At 37.8% G+C, this 17,080-nt stretch carries 15 protein-coding genes, 1 tRNA gene and 3 pseudogenes; 8 read left to right on the top strand and 11 right to left on the bottom strand.

From position 1 onward, the window contains the following. Positions 1 to 61 precede the first annotated feature (61 nt). Positions 62 to 614: pseudogene (locus CWATDRAFT_RS32375) on the bottom strand (transposase); the annotation flags it as partial. Positions 615 to 739: 125 nt separating this feature from the next. Next, positions 740 to 1,060, bottom strand: a complete 321-nt coding sequence (tnpA, locus tag CWATDRAFT_RS41790; protein ID WP_071905600.1) for an IS200/IS605 family transposase — start codon at positions 1,058 to 1,060, stop codon at positions 740 to 742. A 49-nt stretch (positions 1,061 to 1,109) separates the two neighbouring features. Between tnpA and CWATDRAFT_RS14540 the strand changes: the two genes are divergently transcribed. From CWATDRAFT_RS14540 to CWATDRAFT_RS14530, 3 genes are all read left to right on the top strand, one after another. Then, positions 1,110 to 2,273 (top strand): RNA-guided endonuclease InsQ/TnpB family protein, encoded by a 1,164-nt coding sequence (locus CWATDRAFT_RS14540; protein WP_007305713.1) that lies wholly within the window; start codon positions 1,110 to 1,112, stop codon positions 2,271 to 2,273. Positions 2,274 to 2,354: 81 nt separating this feature from the next. Continuing rightward, the gene (locus tag CWATDRAFT_RS14535; RefSeq protein WP_007305714.1) at positions 2,355 to 3,098 is read left to right on the top strand and encodes a PEP-CTERM sorting domain-containing protein; all 744 of its coding nucleotides are present in this window, start codon (positions 2,355 to 2,357) and stop codon (positions 3,096 to 3,098) included. Positions 3,099 to 3,350: 252 nt separating this feature from the next. Then, positions 3,351 to 3,953, top strand: coding sequence for a Uma2 family endonuclease (locus CWATDRAFT_RS14530; RefSeq protein WP_007305715.1), 603 nt, complete (start codon positions 3,351 to 3,353; stop codon positions 3,951 to 3,953). Between the two features lie 18 nt (positions 3,954 to 3,971). Here the strand turns inward: CWATDRAFT_RS14530 and CWATDRAFT_RS14525 are convergent. After that, a tRNA-Arg gene (locus tag CWATDRAFT_RS14525) sits at positions 3,972 to 4,044 on the bottom strand. Between the two features lie 284 nt (positions 4,045 to 4,328). Here CWATDRAFT_RS14525 and CWATDRAFT_RS14520 point away from each other — a divergent pair. After that, positions 4,329 to 5,285 (top strand): ribose-phosphate pyrophosphokinase, encoded by a 957-nt coding sequence (locus tag CWATDRAFT_RS14520; RefSeq protein ID WP_042711545.1) that lies wholly within the window; start codon positions 4,329 to 4,331, stop codon positions 5,283 to 5,285. A gap of 128 nt (positions 5,286 to 5,413) precedes the next feature. Continuing rightward, positions 5,414 to 6,199 carry an NAD-dependent epimerase/dehydratase family protein gene (locus CWATDRAFT_RS14515; protein WP_232287108.1) on the top strand — a complete coding sequence of 262 codons (786 nt, stop codon included), beginning with the start codon at positions 5,414 to 5,416 and terminating at the stop codon, positions 6,197 to 6,199. A gap of 100 nt (positions 6,200 to 6,299) precedes the next feature. Here the strand turns inward: CWATDRAFT_RS14515 and CWATDRAFT_RS14510 are convergent, their stop codons facing one another. Further along, on the bottom strand, positions 6,300 to 6,695 hold the full coding sequence (locus CWATDRAFT_RS14510) for a hypothetical protein (protein WP_007303072.1): 396 nt from the start codon (positions 6,693 to 6,695) through the stop codon (positions 6,300 to 6,302). Between the two features lie 79 nt (positions 6,696 to 6,774). On the opposite strand from CWATDRAFT_RS14510, the pseudogene CWATDRAFT_RS41365 reads away from it, so the two are divergent. Continuing rightward, positions 6,775 to 8,213: pseudogene (locus tag CWATDRAFT_RS41365) on the top strand (NF041680 family putative transposase). 128 nt (positions 8,214 to 8,341) lie between these two features. Here the strand turns inward: CWATDRAFT_RS41365 and CWATDRAFT_RS33725 are convergent. Next, positions 8,342 to 9,454 (bottom strand): annotated as a pseudogene (locus CWATDRAFT_RS33725) (transposase); the annotation flags it as partial. A gap of 79 nt (positions 9,455 to 9,533) precedes the next feature. On the opposite strand from CWATDRAFT_RS33725, the gene CWATDRAFT_RS14490 reads away from it, so the two are divergent. Then, positions 9,534 to 9,968, top strand: a complete 435-nt coding sequence (locus tag CWATDRAFT_RS14490; protein WP_007305720.1) for a hypothetical protein — start codon at positions 9,534 to 9,536, stop codon at positions 9,966 to 9,968. Here the strand turns inward: CWATDRAFT_RS14490 and CWATDRAFT_RS14485 are convergent. The 3 genes from CWATDRAFT_RS14485 to CWATDRAFT_RS14475 all read right to left on the bottom strand — a co-directional run bounded on the left by CWATDRAFT_RS14485 (position 9,928) and on the right by CWATDRAFT_RS14475 (position 13,322). Continuing rightward, positions 9,928 to 11,454, bottom strand: coding sequence for an IS5-like element ISCwa2 family transposase (locus CWATDRAFT_RS14485; RefSeq protein ID WP_007305710.1), 1,527 nt, complete (start codon positions 11,452 to 11,454; stop codon positions 9,928 to 9,930). The two genes, CWATDRAFT_RS14490 and CWATDRAFT_RS14485, sit on opposite strands and share 41 nt — an antisense overlap. 309 nt (positions 11,455 to 11,763) lie before the next feature. Further along, on the bottom strand, positions 11,764 to 12,579 hold the full coding sequence (locus CWATDRAFT_RS14480; RefSeq protein ID WP_007305709.1) for a metallophosphoesterase family protein: 816 nt from the start codon (positions 12,577 to 12,579) through the stop codon (positions 11,764 to 11,766). Then, complete coding sequence (locus tag CWATDRAFT_RS14475; protein WP_007305708.1) at positions 12,576 to 13,322, bottom strand: CobW C-terminal domain-containing protein; 747 nt, start codon at positions 13,320 to 13,322, stop codon at positions 12,576 to 12,578. Before CWATDRAFT_RS14475 ends, CWATDRAFT_RS14480 begins: the two co-directional genes overlap by 4 nt. A 122-nt stretch (positions 13,323 to 13,444) precedes the next feature. Here CWATDRAFT_RS14475 and CWATDRAFT_RS14470 point away from each other — a divergent pair, with 122 nt between their 5' ends. Continuing rightward, positions 13,445 to 13,711, top strand: coding sequence for a type II toxin-antitoxin system Phd/YefM family antitoxin (locus CWATDRAFT_RS14470; protein WP_326997418.1), 267 nt, complete (start codon positions 13,445 to 13,447; stop codon positions 13,709 to 13,711). A 93-nt stretch (positions 13,712 to 13,804) separates the two neighbouring features. Here CWATDRAFT_RS14470 and CWATDRAFT_RS14465 read toward each other — a convergent pair whose 3' ends face one another. The 3 genes from CWATDRAFT_RS14465 to CWATDRAFT_RS14455 all read right to left on the bottom strand — a co-directional run bounded on the left by CWATDRAFT_RS14465 (position 13,805) and on the right by CWATDRAFT_RS14455 (position 17,068). Beyond that, positions 13,805 to 14,971 (bottom strand): AlbA family DNA-binding domain-containing protein, encoded by a 1,167-nt coding sequence (locus tag CWATDRAFT_RS14465; RefSeq protein WP_007305707.1) that lies wholly within the window; start codon positions 14,969 to 14,971, stop codon positions 13,805 to 13,807. A gap of 81 nt (positions 14,972 to 15,052) precedes the next feature. Beyond that, entirely contained in the window at positions 15,053 to 16,048 is a 996-nt protein-coding gene (gene hemB, locus CWATDRAFT_RS14460) for a porphobilinogen synthase (RefSeq protein ID WP_007305706.1), read from the bottom strand. A gap of 144 nt (positions 16,049 to 16,192) precedes the next feature. Then, entirely contained in the window at positions 16,193 to 17,068 is an 876-nt protein-coding gene (locus CWATDRAFT_RS14455) for an energy-coupling factor transporter transmembrane component T family protein (protein WP_007305705.1), read from the bottom strand. Positions 17,069 to 17,080: the final 12 nt, after the last annotated feature.

Here is a 17,080-nt window from a genome sequence, read left to right as displayed (position 1 = left end):
CTGATATGATAGAGATAGAGAGGGTGGNGGGACATAACTAGCCTGGNACCCGTNTCTAANGCTTTACTGNATTTAGTATGCCTAAATCCGTTGGGTATTTGATGTCTGCTGGCGCACAAGTCGCATCTAAAATTAGTTTACCTTTATTTTTTATTTTTTCTCCTTTTTATTGGAGACAATCCTTTTTTTTTACTTCTTTATCACTCTTGTCTATTTCTCTTTTTACTATTTTTTTATTGATTTTGTTTATCAATTCTCCATCAATTCTTTTCCTAAAATGAACTAGCATTGAAGATTCCAGTGGTGGCTCTTGTTGATAACAATTTAAACCTATAAAGTATTGTAGATAGGGATTTTCTCTAATCTGTTCTATAGTTTCTCTATCACTTGTTCCTAATTTTTCCTTAATAATTAATGTCCCTAATGCCATTCTAAATAGTTTGGCTGGCGCACCTTTTTCTGCTGAAAAAAAGTTTAGCATATTCTTCCTCAAAATCATCCCAAGGTATCAACTCTGCCATGATTACCCAACGATTATTGGGGGACAATTTGCCCTCGAAAGGTAATTCAAATTTTTCTGGGGGCGGTAAAGGTTGCTCCTCTTTTCGATACATTTGTTCTTGACCAACAACTGGGAGGTGTTTCTACCAATTATAGCGGTTTGTAGCCGACAAAGCTGATCTTTTTTGCGATCGCGAATATGGGTGTAACCTTTTAAAGAATAGGGTTTTGCTTTTATTCAGCAAACCCTATAATAGAACTTTGATAACTCTATCTTAAATTCCTTACGAAGAAGACGACTTGAGGAAGATTTTATATTTTTGACAAAAATAGAAATATTATTATTGGGATGGAAGGATACCAATAAGTGACAATGATCGCTTTCGGCTCCAAATTCCAATAACTCACACTTCTGTTTTTCACAGGAAACCTTAAAATATTCTTCAAGTTGTTTTATCATCTCTGCGGTCAATACTTTTCGTCTATACTTAGTAATAAATATAATATGAAGGTGAATAGCATAAGCGCAGTGAGAACTCTTGTTTAGTGAGGTTGACATCTTGCATTAGGTGACTTACACTGATTATCATAGTTGATTGGGTCGAAAAATGCTAACCACCAGAAGAGTGACATTCAGGTTATATCCGACAAAAAAGCAGGAAAGGACATTGCATGATTGGCGTAAATTACACCAATACTTGTACAACGCCTGTTTGTCCCATCGGATAACTGAATATCGACATTTTGGTAAAAGCATCAGTTATTTCGACCAACAAAACTGTCTTCCTGAATTCAAGGAGTGCTGGACTGAATATAAACAATTGGGTTCTCAAGCACTGCAAGCAACTTGCAAAAGGGTTGACTATGCTTTCCAAAGGTTTTTCCAAGGACTAGCTAAGTTTCCAAGATTCAAAAGTTTCCAAAGATACCGAGGGTGGACATACCCTGCTAAATCAGGATGGAAAGCCCATACAACAGGAGTTCACGGGGCTTTGGAGTTGTCAAACTTAGGTCAAATCCGAATGCGAGGAAAGGCTCGAACTTGGGGTCAACCTACCACTTGTACGATTGTCTGGAAAAACCACAAATGGTACTGTTCTATCACGATTAAATGCGAGGTATCTAGAGAGACGGGAACAGGTGCTTGTGGTGTCGATTTTGGGACGTTAAGAGCGTTAACCTTTGACGATTCAACAGGTATTGAGAATCCTCGGTTTTTAGCTAAATCTAAAGACAAGATAACTAAAGCGTCTCGTCAATTAAGACGCAAACGTTCCCCTAACAGGAAGAAGCGAATTAGAGCATCTAAGCGGTGGAAGAAAGCTCGTAAAAAAGTTAGTAAACTACAAAATAAAGTTGCCAATCAGAGACAAGATTGGCAACATAAGGTATCTACACAAATTGTAAGCAGTAATAGCTTGGTAGCTACCGAAAAGCTAAATATAAAAGCGATGACTCGCAAGGCTAAGAAAGGAAGTAAGCGCAAGAAGCAAAAAACCGGACTCAATCGCAATTTACTTGATGTAGGTATAAGTAATATAACCAAGCTCATCAAGTATAAAGTGAAAGAGTCCGGAGGTGTTTTTGTTGAAGTTCCTATCAAAATAGCTCCTTCGCAAACTTGCCCTAATTGTGGTAAGAAAAAGAAAAAAGAGTTGTCTGAAAGGGTGCATAGCTGTGAGTGCGGATGTTCTATGGATCGCGACGCGGCGGCCGCAACCGTGATGCTCAATTATGCACGGGGGTTAGGAACTAACCTCCTCAATTTTTAAAAGTTGCGCTTGTATGTAATGTGTAATCACACCGACATGATTATACATAAAACTACACAAGCTTTAACGAGGAGTCACAAAATGCCATTAGACTTTAAAGGATTGGCTTTAGTTGCTTTTGGTTCAGTAGCATCCACTGTTTTATTGACAGGGACTGCTCAAGCCCAAATGGCCGCTAACGCGAACTATGGAGCCACTTTAGGTGGTGTTAACTTTGACGGAAATTTAGGGGGCATCACTGAATTTAACTTTGATGGTATGATGGGTCTGGTAGACGCAGTCCCCCTGGACTATACCCCTGCCGGTCCGCCTCCCCCTGCGCCACCTGCGCCCACTTTGCCTAATGACTTCAATGCTGCCACAATGAACGGTATCACTGGAGACGAGTTCACACCCTTTTTAACAACTGTCACTAATAATATTGCTACTATAGATTTCAGCACATTGGTTCTAGGAGATCCCAATTTTGTGCCTTTCGCCCTTCCTGGCTTTTTAAACTGGGGAGGCAATACCACTCCTAGTAATCGTTATTCCTTTAGTGGACAAGTAGCAAGACTTACCTCTCAAACTAATAGTGGACTTAATATACAGATTTTAGGGCAGTTTGTAGATAGTAACGGTGACTTTTTGTCTGGAGACGCTTCTGTAAGTTTATCTATTTCCTCTTCGGGTCCTAATGCTGGAAGTGCTAACTATACTTTTGGCATTCCTCCTGCGTTTATTCCCCCACCATCTCAATCTACCCCTGAGCCTGGAACAATTATCGGTTTAGTAGCTGTAGGTGCTGGTGCTTTAGTCAGCCGTCGTCGCAAAGATTCTAAATAAGAATAACAAAAACTAATATAGGCAACTATTTTTAATGGTTTTTTATACGCCATTAGCTTAATAAATTCATGTTTTTTATTCAATTAGTTTGTTTTAATGTTGCCCCACCACCCTATCCATCTGTGAGATAGGGTTATTTTTTGATAGAGGGCTTTTGCCTCGGAAGGCAGGAGGCAGGAAAGTTTTTCTTCAGTTTGTGGCAATTCTCCTCTTTGTACAATAGTAATGTTATCTTACAGCATGAGGTGAACTATGGTTCAAACTACTCCCAAAACCTTATCCCTTCAACTTCCCCATGAGCTTGCTCTGCGTGTAACCCGAGAACAGTTTGCGGTTTTAGCAGCAGCGAACCGTGAGTTACGCCTTGAACGCACTGCAACAGGAGAACTTATTGTGAACCCACCCACAGGCGGAAATACCGGCCATCGTAATCTCAGCATCACAGGTCAACTTAGTGTTTGGTTTGAAGCCAATGATACCCAAGGCATAGCCTTTGACTCATCCACTGGCTTCGAGTTGCCCAATGGAGCCAACCGTTCTCCTGATGCAGCATGGGTGAGTCAAGCTCGTTGGGATGGACTCACCCCAGAGCAACAGGATAGCTTCATCCCTTTGTGTCCCGACTTTGTAGTAGAACTGCGTTCCAAGAACGATACCCTCAAAGACTTGCGAGCCAAGATGGAAGAATATAGGGAGAATGGGGCTAAGTTGGGTTGGCTCATTGACCCAAAAAATAAACGAGTAGAGATATACCGTCCAGGGCAAGCAGTAGAGGTGCTAGAAAATCCCAGTCATTTATCTGGGGAAACAGTGTTACCCGGGTTTAGCCTGAGTCTGAAGCGAGTTTGGCCTTGAGTTGATTTTCAGACTATACGAACACGGAGGGATTTGAACCCCCGACACCCAGGACCGGAACCTGGTGCTCTATCCACTGAGCTACGTGTCCACACACTACTTACAATAACACGATTCTCTAGAGTATAGTTAATAATTAAGTTTCAGTTAAGAATATCAAGATTATTGCCTCTTTTCTAGGAAAGCCTAAATTTCTCTGTAATTTCGCTGCTTTCATCTAACTCTCTGTATGATTAAAATAGTGATAAATCTGAATGGATATAGTTACACATTTTACGCCCCCGAAAGGGGGTCGTTGTTCATGATAGAATTGCATGAGTTAAGGGTCAAGAGTCTGCTGTGAGTCATACTCCTATATTAATGCCAAATCTGGCGATGTCCTCCTTGTCAGATAATAACCGTCTCAGTCTGTTTTCTGGATCGTCTAATATTCCTTTAGCCCAAGAAGTCGCCCGTTATTTAGGTATGGACATTGGGCCATTGATTCGTAAACGGTTTGCTGATGGCGAACTATATATTCAAATTCAAGAATCAATTCGAGGGTGCGATGTTTATTTAATCCAACCCTGTTGTAATCCGGTCAATGACCATTTTATGGAATTGTTGATCATGATTGATGCTTGTCGCAGGGCATCAGCTAGGCAAATTACTGCCGTAATTCCTTATTATGGTTACGCTAGGGCCGATCGCAAAACGGCCGGCCGTGAATCGATTACTGCTAAATTAGTGGCCAATTTAATTGTCGAAGCTGGAGCCAATCGGGTTTTAGCAATGGATTTACATTCGGCACAAATACAAGGTTATTTTGATATTCCTTTTGATCATATTTACAGTACACCAGTTTTACTAGATTATTTTGCCACCAAGGATCTCTCTGATATCGTCATTGTTTCCCCCGATGTGGGTGGGGTAGCTAGGGCGAGAGCTTTTGCTAAAAAGTTAGATGATGCCCCCCTAGCGATTATTGATAAACGTCGTCAGTCCCATAATGTGGCCGAGGTGATGAATGTCATTGGGGATGTTAAAGGCAAAACCGCCGTTTTAGTGGATGACATGATTGATACCGCCGGAACCATCACCGAAGGAGCTAAATTACTCCGTGAAGAAGGGGCTAGGCAGGTTTATGCTTGTGCTACCCATGCGGTTTTCTCTGGTCCTGCCATTGAGCGTCTATCCAGTGGGGTATTAGAAGAGGTCATTGTTACCAATACGATTCCTATCCCAGAAGAAGCTCATTTTCCTCAGTTAACAGTTTTGTCTGTGGCTAATCTTTTAGGTGAGGCCATTTGGCGTATTCATGAGGATACTTCTGTGAGTAGTATGTTTCGTTAAGTTAATGACCAGAAAATCATTCTAATTTACCCTGACCCCAGATAAAAGGTGAGGGTTTTTAATTATTGTTATTTTGGCGGATGTCACCTACACTGCTAATCAACTGTTTTCCCAATTTTAAATTAACAATGAAAATCGTTTTAGTAACCGGATCGGCAGGACTGATTGGTTCAGAATCAGTAAAGTTTTTCTGCAATAAAGGCTATACAGTGGTAGGCATTGATAATGATATGCGTCGTGTCTTTTTTGGAGAAGATGCTTCAACTGAATGGAACCGCATTCGTCTAACGGAAGAATACGGCGATCGCTATATCCATTATGGGGCTGATATTCGTGAAAATGAAGCGATCGCAGAAATTTTCAAAACTTACGGCACAGATATTAAGTTGATTATTCATACAGCAGCCCAACCATCCCATGACTGGGCAGCGAAAGATCCCCACATGGATTTTACTATCAACGCTAACGGAACCCTAGTATTATTAGAACATACCCGTCAAATATGTCCAGAAGCTGTCTTCATTTTCTGTTCTACTAATAAAGTCTATGGAGATACCCCCAATTATTTACCCCTAGTAGAACAAGAATTTCGTTGGGAAATAGATGCTAATCATGGTTACTGTCCAGGAATTGATGAATCCATGAGTATTGATCAATGTAAACATTCCTTGTTTGGGGTTTCTAAAGTAGCGGCTGATGTTTTAGTTCAGGAATATGGGCGTTACTTTGACATGAAAACTGCCTGTTTTCGTGGTGGTTGTTTAACTGGTCCGAGCCATTCAGGAACCAAGCTTCATGGCTTTTTATCCTATCTGATGAAATGTACCATGACGGGGGATAAATATCAGGTTTTTGGCTATAAAGGCAAACAAGTTCGGGATTGGACTTTGGATAAAAAACAATTGTTAGCGTAATTTTTACGCTAAACATATCTCCAGAGCTAAAATAGAGAATTAAGGTGATTTTAAAAACTCTCTTTCCATCTTTTTAGGGGATTTTAAATATTAAGTAGCTTCATTCAGTTTCGGTTCCAATATAGATATCTAAGTAGCTTTCAGTTAGAGATTGAATGACTCGTTCTAATTCATCAATGAGATTTCTTCTAGTGAGTTTTTCTACAGCATCAATATGAGCAGAACTTCCGGCTCGTCCTAAATATTTATATTTGGTTTTTTTCTCATTATTAGTGGCCATAGGAAAAATTGATTCAGCAGCCTGTAGTTTATAATACCAGTAGATTGTTCCCTTTCCATTAACCTGATAACGAATAATATGACAATTAGCTGGTGCTACTTCCCCTTCCCGTTCAATTTTCTTTATTTTCTGTTTAAGAGAGCGAATTAGACTCTTAATTTGTTTGGCTCTCAGGTGGACATCTTGACTGGTCTTAAGTTCGGAATGTGATGACATTAGCCTTAACTGTAACAAACAACCTCTTTTGATGTTAGCGTATATATTCCGCTAATTTATAAGGTAATAAATTTTAAAAATGACCAAAAATGAAACGGCTACGTCTGTCGAGGAATTCCTGGTGTGGAGGTCTAACCTCTTCCAAGGACTAAAAGCTAGAAAAGAAACTATTATAGAATTACTCGATGCCCTCTCCAGTAACCAACAAGCTCACTCAGTCGTTGAATTGTCTCTCAATCCTTTATTTAGAAGAGATTATAACAGTTTATATAGAGGAATTCAAGAGTTTTTACCCACTCAAACTGACTCTAATTATGAACAGAGAATTGAGACTTTATTTTCAGCGGTATCGAGAACAATTCCTCCCACTTCAAAACATTATAACTTATTTGGTATTGACACAACTCCCTGTCCACGACCGTTTGCCGAAACGTTAGCGGATAAAACCTTTATTCATTACCCCAATCCAATTAAGGGAAATAAACCCATTAATATTGGACATTGTTATTCCGTTGTCTGCGCTTTACCTGACCAAATAGACACAGAAAAGTCCCTTGGGCTGTCCCCTTATCATGAGAGCGAGTCCCCTCTAAACATAAAGGAGTAAATCAAGGCAATCAACAACTAAAAAAAATCTGGCAAAGTTCTTTATTTTCTGATAAATTATCTGTCTTAGTGGCTGATAGTGACTACAGCCAAAAGGATTTTATTGGGGAACAAGTTAAGCATGAAGACGTAGTTACTATTACAAGAGTTAGAAGTGACCGAGTTTTTTATCGTCAATTTATTCGGGACCCAAATCAAGCCAAAACTTCGGGACATCCCCGTTGGTATGGGGATAAATTTGACCTTAAAGATGACCAAACTTGGACTGAACCTGATGAAGTTCATTATGTTCCCTTTACAACGAAAAAAGGTCGTCAATTAACAGTGACTATTTCGGGATGGAAACAGATGTTAATGAGAGGAACTAAAAACTATAAAATGAACAATCACCCCTTTACTTTACTCCAGATTGTTGTCAGAGATCAAGAAAGAAATAGTATTTGGAAACCTATGTGGCTTATTGTTATTGGTTCTCGGCGCGATGAGTTAAGTTTAGTTGATTGTTATCAGTGTTATCGACAACGTTATGACATGGAACATCTTTTTCGATTTGGTAAACAAAGATTATTGATGACATCTTATTTAACTCCCGATGTACATCATGAAGAAAATTGGTTTAAACTAACACTTCTTTCTTATGTAAATTTGTGGGCTGCCAGAAAATTAGCTGTGGTTTTACCCCGTGATTGGGAACAGTATTTGAAGACTAATAAATCCATCAAAATCACCCCTAGTCTAGTTCAAAGAGACTTTTCAAGAATAATTACGACCTTGGGGACTTTCGCCAAATTTCCCAAACGTCGAGGTTTTTCTTCCGGACGTATTAAAGGTTACAAAAAAGCCCCACGAACTCGTCATGATGTTATCAAGAAAGGGAGCAAAAAATCAACTGAAAACTTAAAAGCTCCTTAGTTTTCCTCAGAATCTATAGATTAGCCCTATTTGTCAGCCAATTTTATTGACTGATACAGAGCCGATATTTTGGGATTTTAGTTTAGCGTAAAATATACGCTAACAAACTTTTTTTGTCCAAAGTCCAATAAATAAGATGTCATCAATAATCTTTGTTTACCAAATCGAAAAAGATTTTCCATGTCATAACGTTGTCGATAACACTGATAATAATCAACTAAACTTAACTCATCGCGCCGAGAACCAATAACAATAAGCCACATAGGTTTCCAAATACTATTTCTTTCTTGATCTCTGACAACAATCTGGAGTAAAGTAAAGGGGTGATTTTTCATTTTATAGTTTTTAGTTCCTCTCATTAACATCTGTTTCCATCCCGAAATAGTCACTGTTAATTGACGACCTTTTTTCGTTGTAAAGGGAACATGATGAACTTCATCAGGTTCAGTCCAAGTTTGGTCATCTTTAAGGTCAAATTTATCCCCATACCAACGGGGATGTCCCGAAGTTTTGGCTTGATTTGGGTCCCGAATAAATTGACGATAAAAAACTCGGTCACTTCTAACTCTTGTAATAGTAACTACGTCTTCATGCTTAACTTGTTCCCCAATAAAATCCTTTTGGCTGTAGTCACTATCAGCCACTAAGACAGATAATTTATCAGAAAATAAAGAACTTTGCCAGATTTTTTTTAGTTGTTGATTGCCTTGATTTACTCCTTTATGTTTAGAGGGGACTCGCTCTCCTGATAAGGGGACAGCCCAAGGGACTTTTTCTGTGTCTATTTGGTCAGGTAAAGCGCAGACAACGGAATAACAATGTCCAATATTAATGGGTTTATTTCCCTTAATTGGATTGGGGTAATGAATAAAGGTTTTATCCGCTAACGTTTCGGCAAATGGTCGTGGACAGGGAGTTGTGTCAATACCAAATAAGTTATAATGTTTTGAAGTGGGAGGAATTGTTCTCGATACCGCTGAAAATAAAGTCTCAATTCTCTGTTCATAATTAGGGTCAGTTTGAGTGGGTAAAAACTATTGAATTCCTCTATATAAACTGTTATAATCTCTTCTAAATAAAGGATTGAGAGACAATTCAACGACTGAGTGAGCTTGTTGGTTACTGGAGAGGGCATCGAGTAATTCTATAATAGTTTCTTTTCTAGCTTTTAGTCCTTGGAAGAGGTTAGACCTCCACACCAGGAATTCCTCGACAGACGTAGCCGTTTCATTTTTGGTCATTTTTAAAATTTATTACCTTATAAATTAGCGGAATATATACGCTAACATCAAAAGAGGTTGTTTGTTACAGTTAAGGCTAATGTCATCACATTCCGAACTTAAGACCAGTCAAGATGTCCACCTGAGAGCCAAACAAATTAAGAGTCTAATTCGCTCTCTTAAACAGAAAATAAAGAAAATTGAACGGGAAGGGGAAGTAGCACCAGCTAATTGTCATATTATTCGTTATCAGGTTAATGGAAAGGGAACAATCTACTGGTATTATAAACTACAGGCTGCTGAATCAATTTTTCCTATGGCCACTAATAATGAGAAAAAAACCAAATATAAATATTTAGGACGAGCCGGAAGTTCTGCTCATATTGATGCTGTAGAAAAACTCACTAGAAGAAATCTCATTGATGAATTAGAACGAGTCATTCAATCTCTAACTGAAAGCTACTTAGGGTTTGCTGAAAAAGTTTCTCCAAAATTTATGCCACTTTTGACCAAGAATTTTCTGACAAATCAATAAGTTTTAGTACATAAAAATTGTTTAAAGTATAATCAAAATTAATGAAAGGCGGCTTGATGAGTTCCCCTGTTCTATCATTAGTAAATAAGGACAAAAAAAGCGACAAAAACTGCCTCAGAAGTTTAGAAAGATTGACAACTAAAAATGTAATAGCAATAGATGTAATGGAGGTTTCAGGGAGTTTTGTCATCACGAGATTTAGGCTAAATCTTCGTTTAGCTTGTCCCAACTTTCCCTCAATAGCATTACGGAAGCATTCATCGGAGTGGGCTTGTTTCTTTTCTTCTTCACTGACATTTTTTGGAGGTCTTCCTAACTTCGGACCACTGATTCTTATCCCTCTTTCCTTACACCAATTTCTGTTTTCCCTAGTTCGATAAATTTTATCTACATGGACGGATTCGGGATAATAGCCAAACGTTTCTTTATACTTTTCTACTTGTTCTTTTAAATGACAAGATTCATTGAAGTTTTCCCAACTTATTTTGTCTAGAAACACATAGTTATCTACACAGCTTACTGAGAGTTTAGCTCCAAACTCTATTGGTTTTCCTGCTTTTCTCCTCACTATTGGACGAATACGCGGTTGAGTTAAACTTACAATTCTTTGAGGAACACTCTGGGTCTTATTCTCCCACATTGACTGTTGTTGTTCATAAACTTTTTTGATAGTCTCTAGACAATTTTTCTGTCTTTTACTCAGATTTTCCAGGGAAGCCCCAGCTTGAATTAAGTCTTCTATATTTCCTAAATTTTTCTTAAGGTATTTTAACTGTTTCCCGATAGCTTTTCTTCTTTCTTGATAAGATAATTTTCGTTTTTTAGCTACTTTTAAGTATTCCTTTCTAGCAATTTTCCTAGAAGTTCTCGGCTTTTTTCCCAATTTTACTCTTAATGGTTTATAAAGATTATCTATTATTCTTTCTGTCTCAATTCTGGCTTGATTTAATATGCCTAAATCCGTTGGGTATTTGATGTCTGCTGGCGCACAAGTCGCATCTAAAATTAGTTTACCTTTATTTTTTATTTTTTCTCCTTTTTCTTGGAGACAATCCTTTTTTTTTACTTCTTTATCACTCTTGTCTATTTCTCTTTTTACTATTTTTTTATTGATTTTGTTTATCAATTCTCCATCAATTCTTTTCCTAAAATGAACTAGCATTGAAGATTCCAGTGGTGGCTCTTGTTGATAACAATTTAAACCTATAAAGTATTGTAAATAGGGATTTTCTCTAATCTGTTCTATAGTTTCTCTATCACTTGTTCCTAATTTTTCCTTAATAATTAATGTCCCTAATGCCATTCTAAATAGTTTGGCTGGCGCACCTTTTTCTGCTGAAAAAAGTTTAGCATATTCTTCCTCAAAATCATCCCAAGGTATCAACTCTGCCATGATTACCCAACGATTATTGGGGGACAATTTGCCCTCGAAAGGTAATTCAAATTTTTCTGGGGGCGGTAAAGGTTGCTCCTCTTTTCGATACATTTGTTCTTGACCAACAACTGGGAGGTGTTTCTACCAATTATAGCGGTTTGTAGCCGACAAAGCTGATCTTTTTTGCGATCGCGAATATGGGTGTAACCTTTTAAAGAATAGGGTTTTGCTTTTATTCAGCAAACCCTACTTAGATATCTATATTGGAACCGAAACTGAATGAAGCTATTTAATATTTAAAATCCCCTAAAAAGATGGAAAGAGAGTTTTTAAAATCACCTTAATTCTCTATTTTAGCTCTGGAGATATGTTTAGCGTAAAAATTACGCTAACAATTGTTTTTTATCCAAAGTCCAATTATTAACGTTCACAAACATGAGTTGGATCGTCAGCTTTTTCGGCAAATTCTAAACCTCTAGCCAAACGCCAAGCAAAAATCGGGGGCAAACCAGCATCTAAAATAGCTTTGCAGGTTATTTGATAATCATACTCCACTTCTCGTAAGTCTACCCCTTGTGTCTCCGTATCATAGATAACATAGGTAGCATTAGGACGGCCATGACGGGGTTCCCCAACCGAACCAACATTGATAATACGTTTCAGGGGAGTATTAAAACTAACAGTAGGTTGTTCCTTTTTATTAGGTTGATGAACGCTTACCTGTAATTGTCCAGCATCTAGGGTGCGAACATAGGGAACATGGGTATGTCCGCAAAATAATATCTCTGCATCACTAGCAAGGACTCTTTCTAAAGCAGTAAAAGCGTCCATTTCCGGTAACAAATATTCGTGGTTGCTATGAGGACTACCATGTGCGAAACAGAGATTACCTTCCTTATAAGTATGGGGGAGTTGGGCTAAATATTCCAGAACTTCTGGATGGACGTGCTTATTTGTCCATTCGTGGGCGATGACACCTCTTTTTTCTGCTAACAGAGAAGGATAACTACATTCACAGGAGGTGAGTCCTTCGACAATATCTTCATCCCAACAACCCTGTACAGTGGGAATATCTAACGAACGAATTTGTGCGGTAACAGCATTGGGAAAAGGACCATAACCCACTAAATCCCCAAGACAATAAATCTTTTCCGCTTTTTGTTGGTCAATATCTAGTAACACTGCATCTAAAGCTTCATAGTTACCATGAATATCGGATATTACTGCTATTTTCATACTGCCTCTAATTGACTTGCTAAAGATTCTTTTACTTGTTGTTGATAATAATTAATAGCGTCTTCGGGAATGCAGCAATCTCGCACAGTCTGAACAATTTCAGCTTTATCTAAATTACTACCCACTATTTCAAAACCACTAAAACGATCTGGCCTACCATCTAACCAACGGGGTAAATTTAAGGGTTTCAATTCTATTTCCGGTTTCCCCGATGTAAAGTCACCATAATAACTTTGTCCGTCTGCTAAATCAAAAATTCCCTTGGCCCGAACTACCTCACCATAAGCACCTTGGGTAAGTTCCAGCCAAAAAGTAGCTAAACTATCAAAATCTAAGATTTCTCCTGTCAAAACCCCCCGATGAATCTGTAAAGCTGTGGTTGGGTTAGTGATGTTAGTTGTGGGAATAATTTCATCTGCCCAACTCTTTAATTCTGTACTGTCTGTATCATCTGGAATGATAGCCACTCGATGAGAATTAACAGTTTGTAGTAAAGGTTCAATTCCTGCTAAATCCAAATACCAGGGAATTTCAATATAAGTGATAGTATCAGTTGATGCTGCTTCTTCTCCTGTCTGATAAAGCTTCAATTGAGGGTATTCACTTTGGAGATAAATTGCATCAATAGGTATAGAATCGGTTTGGGGGCTGAAATAGCCTACAGGTTCATTTTTTTGGGCTATTTGTTGATGAATCCAGTGAGTTTTGCCCGCACCTGGGGGACTAGCAACAGCAATAATCATAACGAGAATTTTTGATAACGATTATCATTATATCTAAAAATCAGAAGAGTATTGTTGGAGAATTTAAACTAAAGCGATCGTCCATTACCTTCTATTGCTAAATCCAGTTCACTATATCTACAATGATATGTACACACAGCAACTACTCAACTATGGATACTGTTACTTATACAGAATTTAGGCAAAAGCTGGCTGGATATCTCGACAAAATTGAAGTAGATCGCGCTCCGTTAATCGTTACTAGGCAAAATGCACCCTCGGTAGTAGTAATGAGCTTAGATGATTTTAAAGCTTACGAAGCAACTTTCCATCTATTATCTAGTAAAAATAATGCAGACAGGTTAAATGATGCGATCGAGGAACTTCGTTCTGAACATCAAGTTAAGTAAGCCAGTTTTTATCACTATTAAAAATTTAGACCAAACATAAATTGATAATTCTTTGAGTAAAAACCTCCCTCTATTATTTATTTTCATATTACATTAATCATCAAATGGTGGCATATTATCTAAATCGTCAATAGTAAGAGTAGGTCTATTCTCTACAGTAAAATCGATACTCATATTTACTTTCTGTGGTTCGGAAAGATTATCTGCGTATATGTAAATTTCGGTTTCAAACTTTTCTAGTTCCATCGAACCCAAGAAAAAATGTTCACTTAACCAGACACATGATTTTGGTTGTATATTGCCAAAGTTCACATTTAGTGTCCAATCGTTACCATGATATGTAATATCTATAGGTGATTTTTGTTGCCTAATAAATTTAAGATCAATAAGTTCAGAATCCACAAGGTTCTCAATCCAAGAAGTTGATGGTTTTGATGGTAATACATCTAAAATACTAATGGTATCAGCAAAATTATTAATTAACTCAATTCTTACATTTTCTGCAAGAATATTACTTTGGTTATGAACAACAAATGCTACTGGTTTGAATAAATTGGTTAGTCTAATATATTCTTCCTTCTCTCGCCAATAACGATAATTAACTGGTTGTGTTGTTGATTTTTTGATAGAGTGACCACCAATATTAACTATTTCTTTCTGTGTGTAATCTTCAAGAGAAAATTGTGGCTTATCATAATAAATAGACGATATTTCAATACAATTTCCCAAATGCTGACGATTTTGTAGATCGGCAAACTGTAAATCAATTACGGGAGTCACAGTGTTTTGTATAAAATCTCTACCCATGCGTGCAATATCATCAGGATTGGCAATTTTTGTAGAACTTTCTAGACGATAGTAGACAGCCCTTTTTCTGACTTTACCATAGTCTCTAGTAGCGTAAATAGGACGTTCTTGTTTGGGAATGCGAATTACGCCAATTTTCTTATCTTCAAAAGTATGAACTTCATAAGCTAATTTTACCTCACGATTAGTTTTGCCATTTATAAATTGTTGAAGTCGAGAATCAGTCAAATGATCTTCTGTACCTACAGGAATATGTCGACCCCCGACAACTTCTTCTACACCTATAACAATATAAGCGTCATCTTGTCGCCATGAATTAGCAAAAGCTAGAATATCTTTGAGAAGTTCGGATTTTTGTTCATCTGTTGCTCTTTGAAAAGGATATTGCTCCTTTTTGAAATCAAGTGCAGTGCCTTCATTCTGGTGAAGTAAACTTTCAATCAAAGTAGACATTGATAAAATTTTTGATAGTTACTCTGTTCTATAAAGTATAATAAAAATCTCATCTAATCACCTTTGATTGATTCAATTTAACTACTGCAACATCAAAGCGACTTGTTTAGCAAAATAAGTCAAAATTAAGTCTGCCCCTGCCCGTTTCATACTGGTAAGGGTTTCCAAAATGACTTTCTTTTCATCAATCCAACCTTTTTGTGCAGCAGCTTTAACCATTGCATATTCACCACTGACGTTATAAGCAGCAACAGGTAAGTTGGTATATTCTTTGATGCGACAAATAATATCGAGATAAGCTAAAGCTGGTTTAACCATAACGATATCTGCACCTTCAGCAATATCCAAAGCTACTTCTTTGATGGCTTCTCGACTATTAGCAGGGTTCATTTGATAGGTTTGTTTATCACCAAATTGAGGGGCAGATTCTAAAGCATCGCGGAAAGGTCCATAATACGCTGAGGCATATTTTGCTGAATAAGCGAGGATTCCTACATCAAAATAACCAGCAGCATCTAAACCTTGACGAATTGCCCCTATTCTACCATCCATCATATCAGAAGGGGCTACCATGTCTGCTCCTGCTTCTGCTTGGGAGACTGCTTGTTTGACTAATACTTCTACTGTTTCGTCGTTGAGAATTTCGCCGTCTTTAACTATGCCATCATGACCATAGCTAGAAAAAGGATCAAGTGCTACATCAGTAATGACAATAACTTCAGGAATTTCTTGTTTAATGGCTTTTATAGTACGCTGTACTAAACCATCAGGGTTATAACTTTCTGTTCCGGCGTTATCTTTCTTGTCCGTAGCAATGAGGGGAAAAAGTGCGATCGCCTTGATTCCTAAGTTAGCAGCATCGGCTATTTCTTTGAGCAGTAAATCGAGGGTGTAGCGATAAATTCCCGGCATGGAAGGGATTTCTTCTTGTTGGTTTTCTCCTTCCATGACAAACACGGGATAGATCAGATCGTTAACCGTTAATTGGGTTTCTCGCACTAAAGATCGTAAGGATGGGGTACGACGGAGGCGACGAGGGCGATGGAGTAAGGAGAGATATTCAGTAGTAGAACTCATAACCTGTAGTGCAGAACTGGTTCGTAAAAATAATAATCATCATTATATAATGAAAATGATTGTTCTTTTGATTATTAAGCGATTATTAAGCCGATTTTCTGACCACTTCTTAGAATTCATAATGTAATGGATGCGGACGGATTGTCAACTATTTCCCCACATTAATCGTCCATACCAAAAAACTATCAATAGTCCTAATGCTAACCAATCTCCTCTTATTAAACGTAATTGATGCCATTCTACTTGGTGTTTGTTAGGACTAATAAAGCCCCTAACTTCCATAGCGATCGCAATTTCTTCGGCCCTCATTAGTAGATTTTCAAATAGTTTTTCTACCACCACTAACCAAACTTGTAAGCTTTTTTTTATGCCTAATTTTTTCCAATTAATTGCCCGAGTCCGAATGGATCTCATTAAATTTTGGATTTCTTCTAGCACTAATGCAATAAAGCGCAAAGATAAGGTTAAGGTTAATAAAATTTCTGTGATAGGGATTTTGAAGCGACGTAAAGGAGAGAATAACTCATCTAAACCTGCTGTAATTTCTTCCGGTGCAGTGGTTAATAAATATAAATTAATGCTATAAATTAAAATAAAAATTAACGTACTAATCCTTATACCCAATTCGAGAGAACGACGGGTAATAAATAATCTACCCTTATCTACTAAAACATAGCTATAATCCCCAGGCTGAGGCAAGGATAAATCACTTTCAGGTAGTCTCGGTTGAGAAGAAACCGCTAACCCATCAGGGGATAAGGTAGTAATAATAAGTATCAAGAGGGTGAGAATTAATAACCAACCCGTTTGTTGTTTCCAAACCCTTAAAGGAATTTGGGAAATTAAGGTGAGAATCATTAATAATCCTACCAAAACTAATCGCCATTCTGGGGTGGATAAAATCGGGGCTAATAGAAAGGATAATAACCAGGCTAATTTAACTCTGGGATCGAGTCTGTGTAACCAAGTAAAGGGGTTTTCTAAATAGAGTCCGATGGGTAGCGATCGCAATAAATCCATAGTTGATAATTA

The organism is Crocosphaera watsonii WH 8501 (assembly GCF_000167195.1).
GTDB lineage: Bacteria > Cyanobacteriota > Cyanobacteriia > Cyanobacteriales > Microcystaceae > Crocosphaera > Crocosphaera watsonii.
Note: the sequence above shows the minus strand (reverse complement) of the source record. Positions and strands in the feature narration are given on the sequence as shown.

Coding starts and splice junctions, on each gene's coding strand:
- tnpA (WP_071905600.1), bottom strand. CDS start 1,060: ATGTCAACCTCACTAAACAAGAGTTCTCACTGCGCTTATGCTATTCAC.
- CWATDRAFT_RS14540 (WP_007305713.1), top strand. CDS start 1,110: ATGCTAACCACCAGAAGAGTGACATTCAGGTTATATCCGACAAAAAAG.
- CWATDRAFT_RS14535 (WP_007305714.1), top strand. CDS start 2,355: ATGCCATTAGACTTTAAAGGATTGGCTTTAGTTGCTTTTGGTTCAGTA.
- CWATDRAFT_RS14530 (WP_007305715.1), top strand. CDS start 3,351: ATGGTTCAAACTACTCCCAAAACCTTATCCCTTCAACTTCCCCATGAG.
- CWATDRAFT_RS14520 (WP_042711545.1), top strand. CDS start 4,329: ATGTCCTCCTTGTCAGATAATAACCGTCTCAGTCTGTTTTCTGGATCG.
- CWATDRAFT_RS14515 (WP_232287108.1), top strand. CDS start 5,414: ATGAAAATCGTTTTAGTAACCGGATCGGCAGGACTGATTGGTTCAGAA.
- CWATDRAFT_RS14510 (WP_007303072.1), bottom strand. CDS start 6,695: ATGTCATCACATTCCGAACTTAAGACCAGTCAAGATGTCCACCTGAGA.
- CWATDRAFT_RS14490 (WP_007305720.1), top strand. CDS start 9,534: ATGTCATCACATTCCGAACTTAAGACCAGTCAAGATGTCCACCTGAGA.
- CWATDRAFT_RS14485 (WP_007305710.1), bottom strand. CDS start 11,454: ATGTATCGAAAAGAGGAGCAACCTTTACCGCCCCCAGAAAAATTTGAA.
- CWATDRAFT_RS14480 (WP_007305709.1), bottom strand. CDS start 12,579: ATGAAAATAGCAGTAATATCCGATATTCATGGTAACTATGAAGCTTTA.
- CWATDRAFT_RS14475 (WP_007305708.1), bottom strand. CDS start 13,322: ATGATTATTGCTGTTGCTAGTCCCCCAGGTGCGGGCAAAACTCACTGG.
- CWATDRAFT_RS14470 (WP_326997418.1), top strand. CDS start 13,445: ATGATATGTACACACAGCAACTACTCAACTATGGATACTGTTACTTAT.
- CWATDRAFT_RS14465 (WP_007305707.1), bottom strand. CDS start 14,971: ATGTCTACTTTGATTGAAAGTTTACTTCACCAGAATGAAGGCACTGCA.
- hemB (WP_007305706.1), bottom strand. CDS start 16,048: ATGAGTTCTACTACTGAATATCTCTCCTTACTCCATCGCCCTCGTCGC.
- CWATDRAFT_RS14455 (WP_007305705.1), bottom strand. CDS start 17,068: ATGGATTTATTGCGATCGCTACCCATCGGACTCTATTTAGAAAACCCC.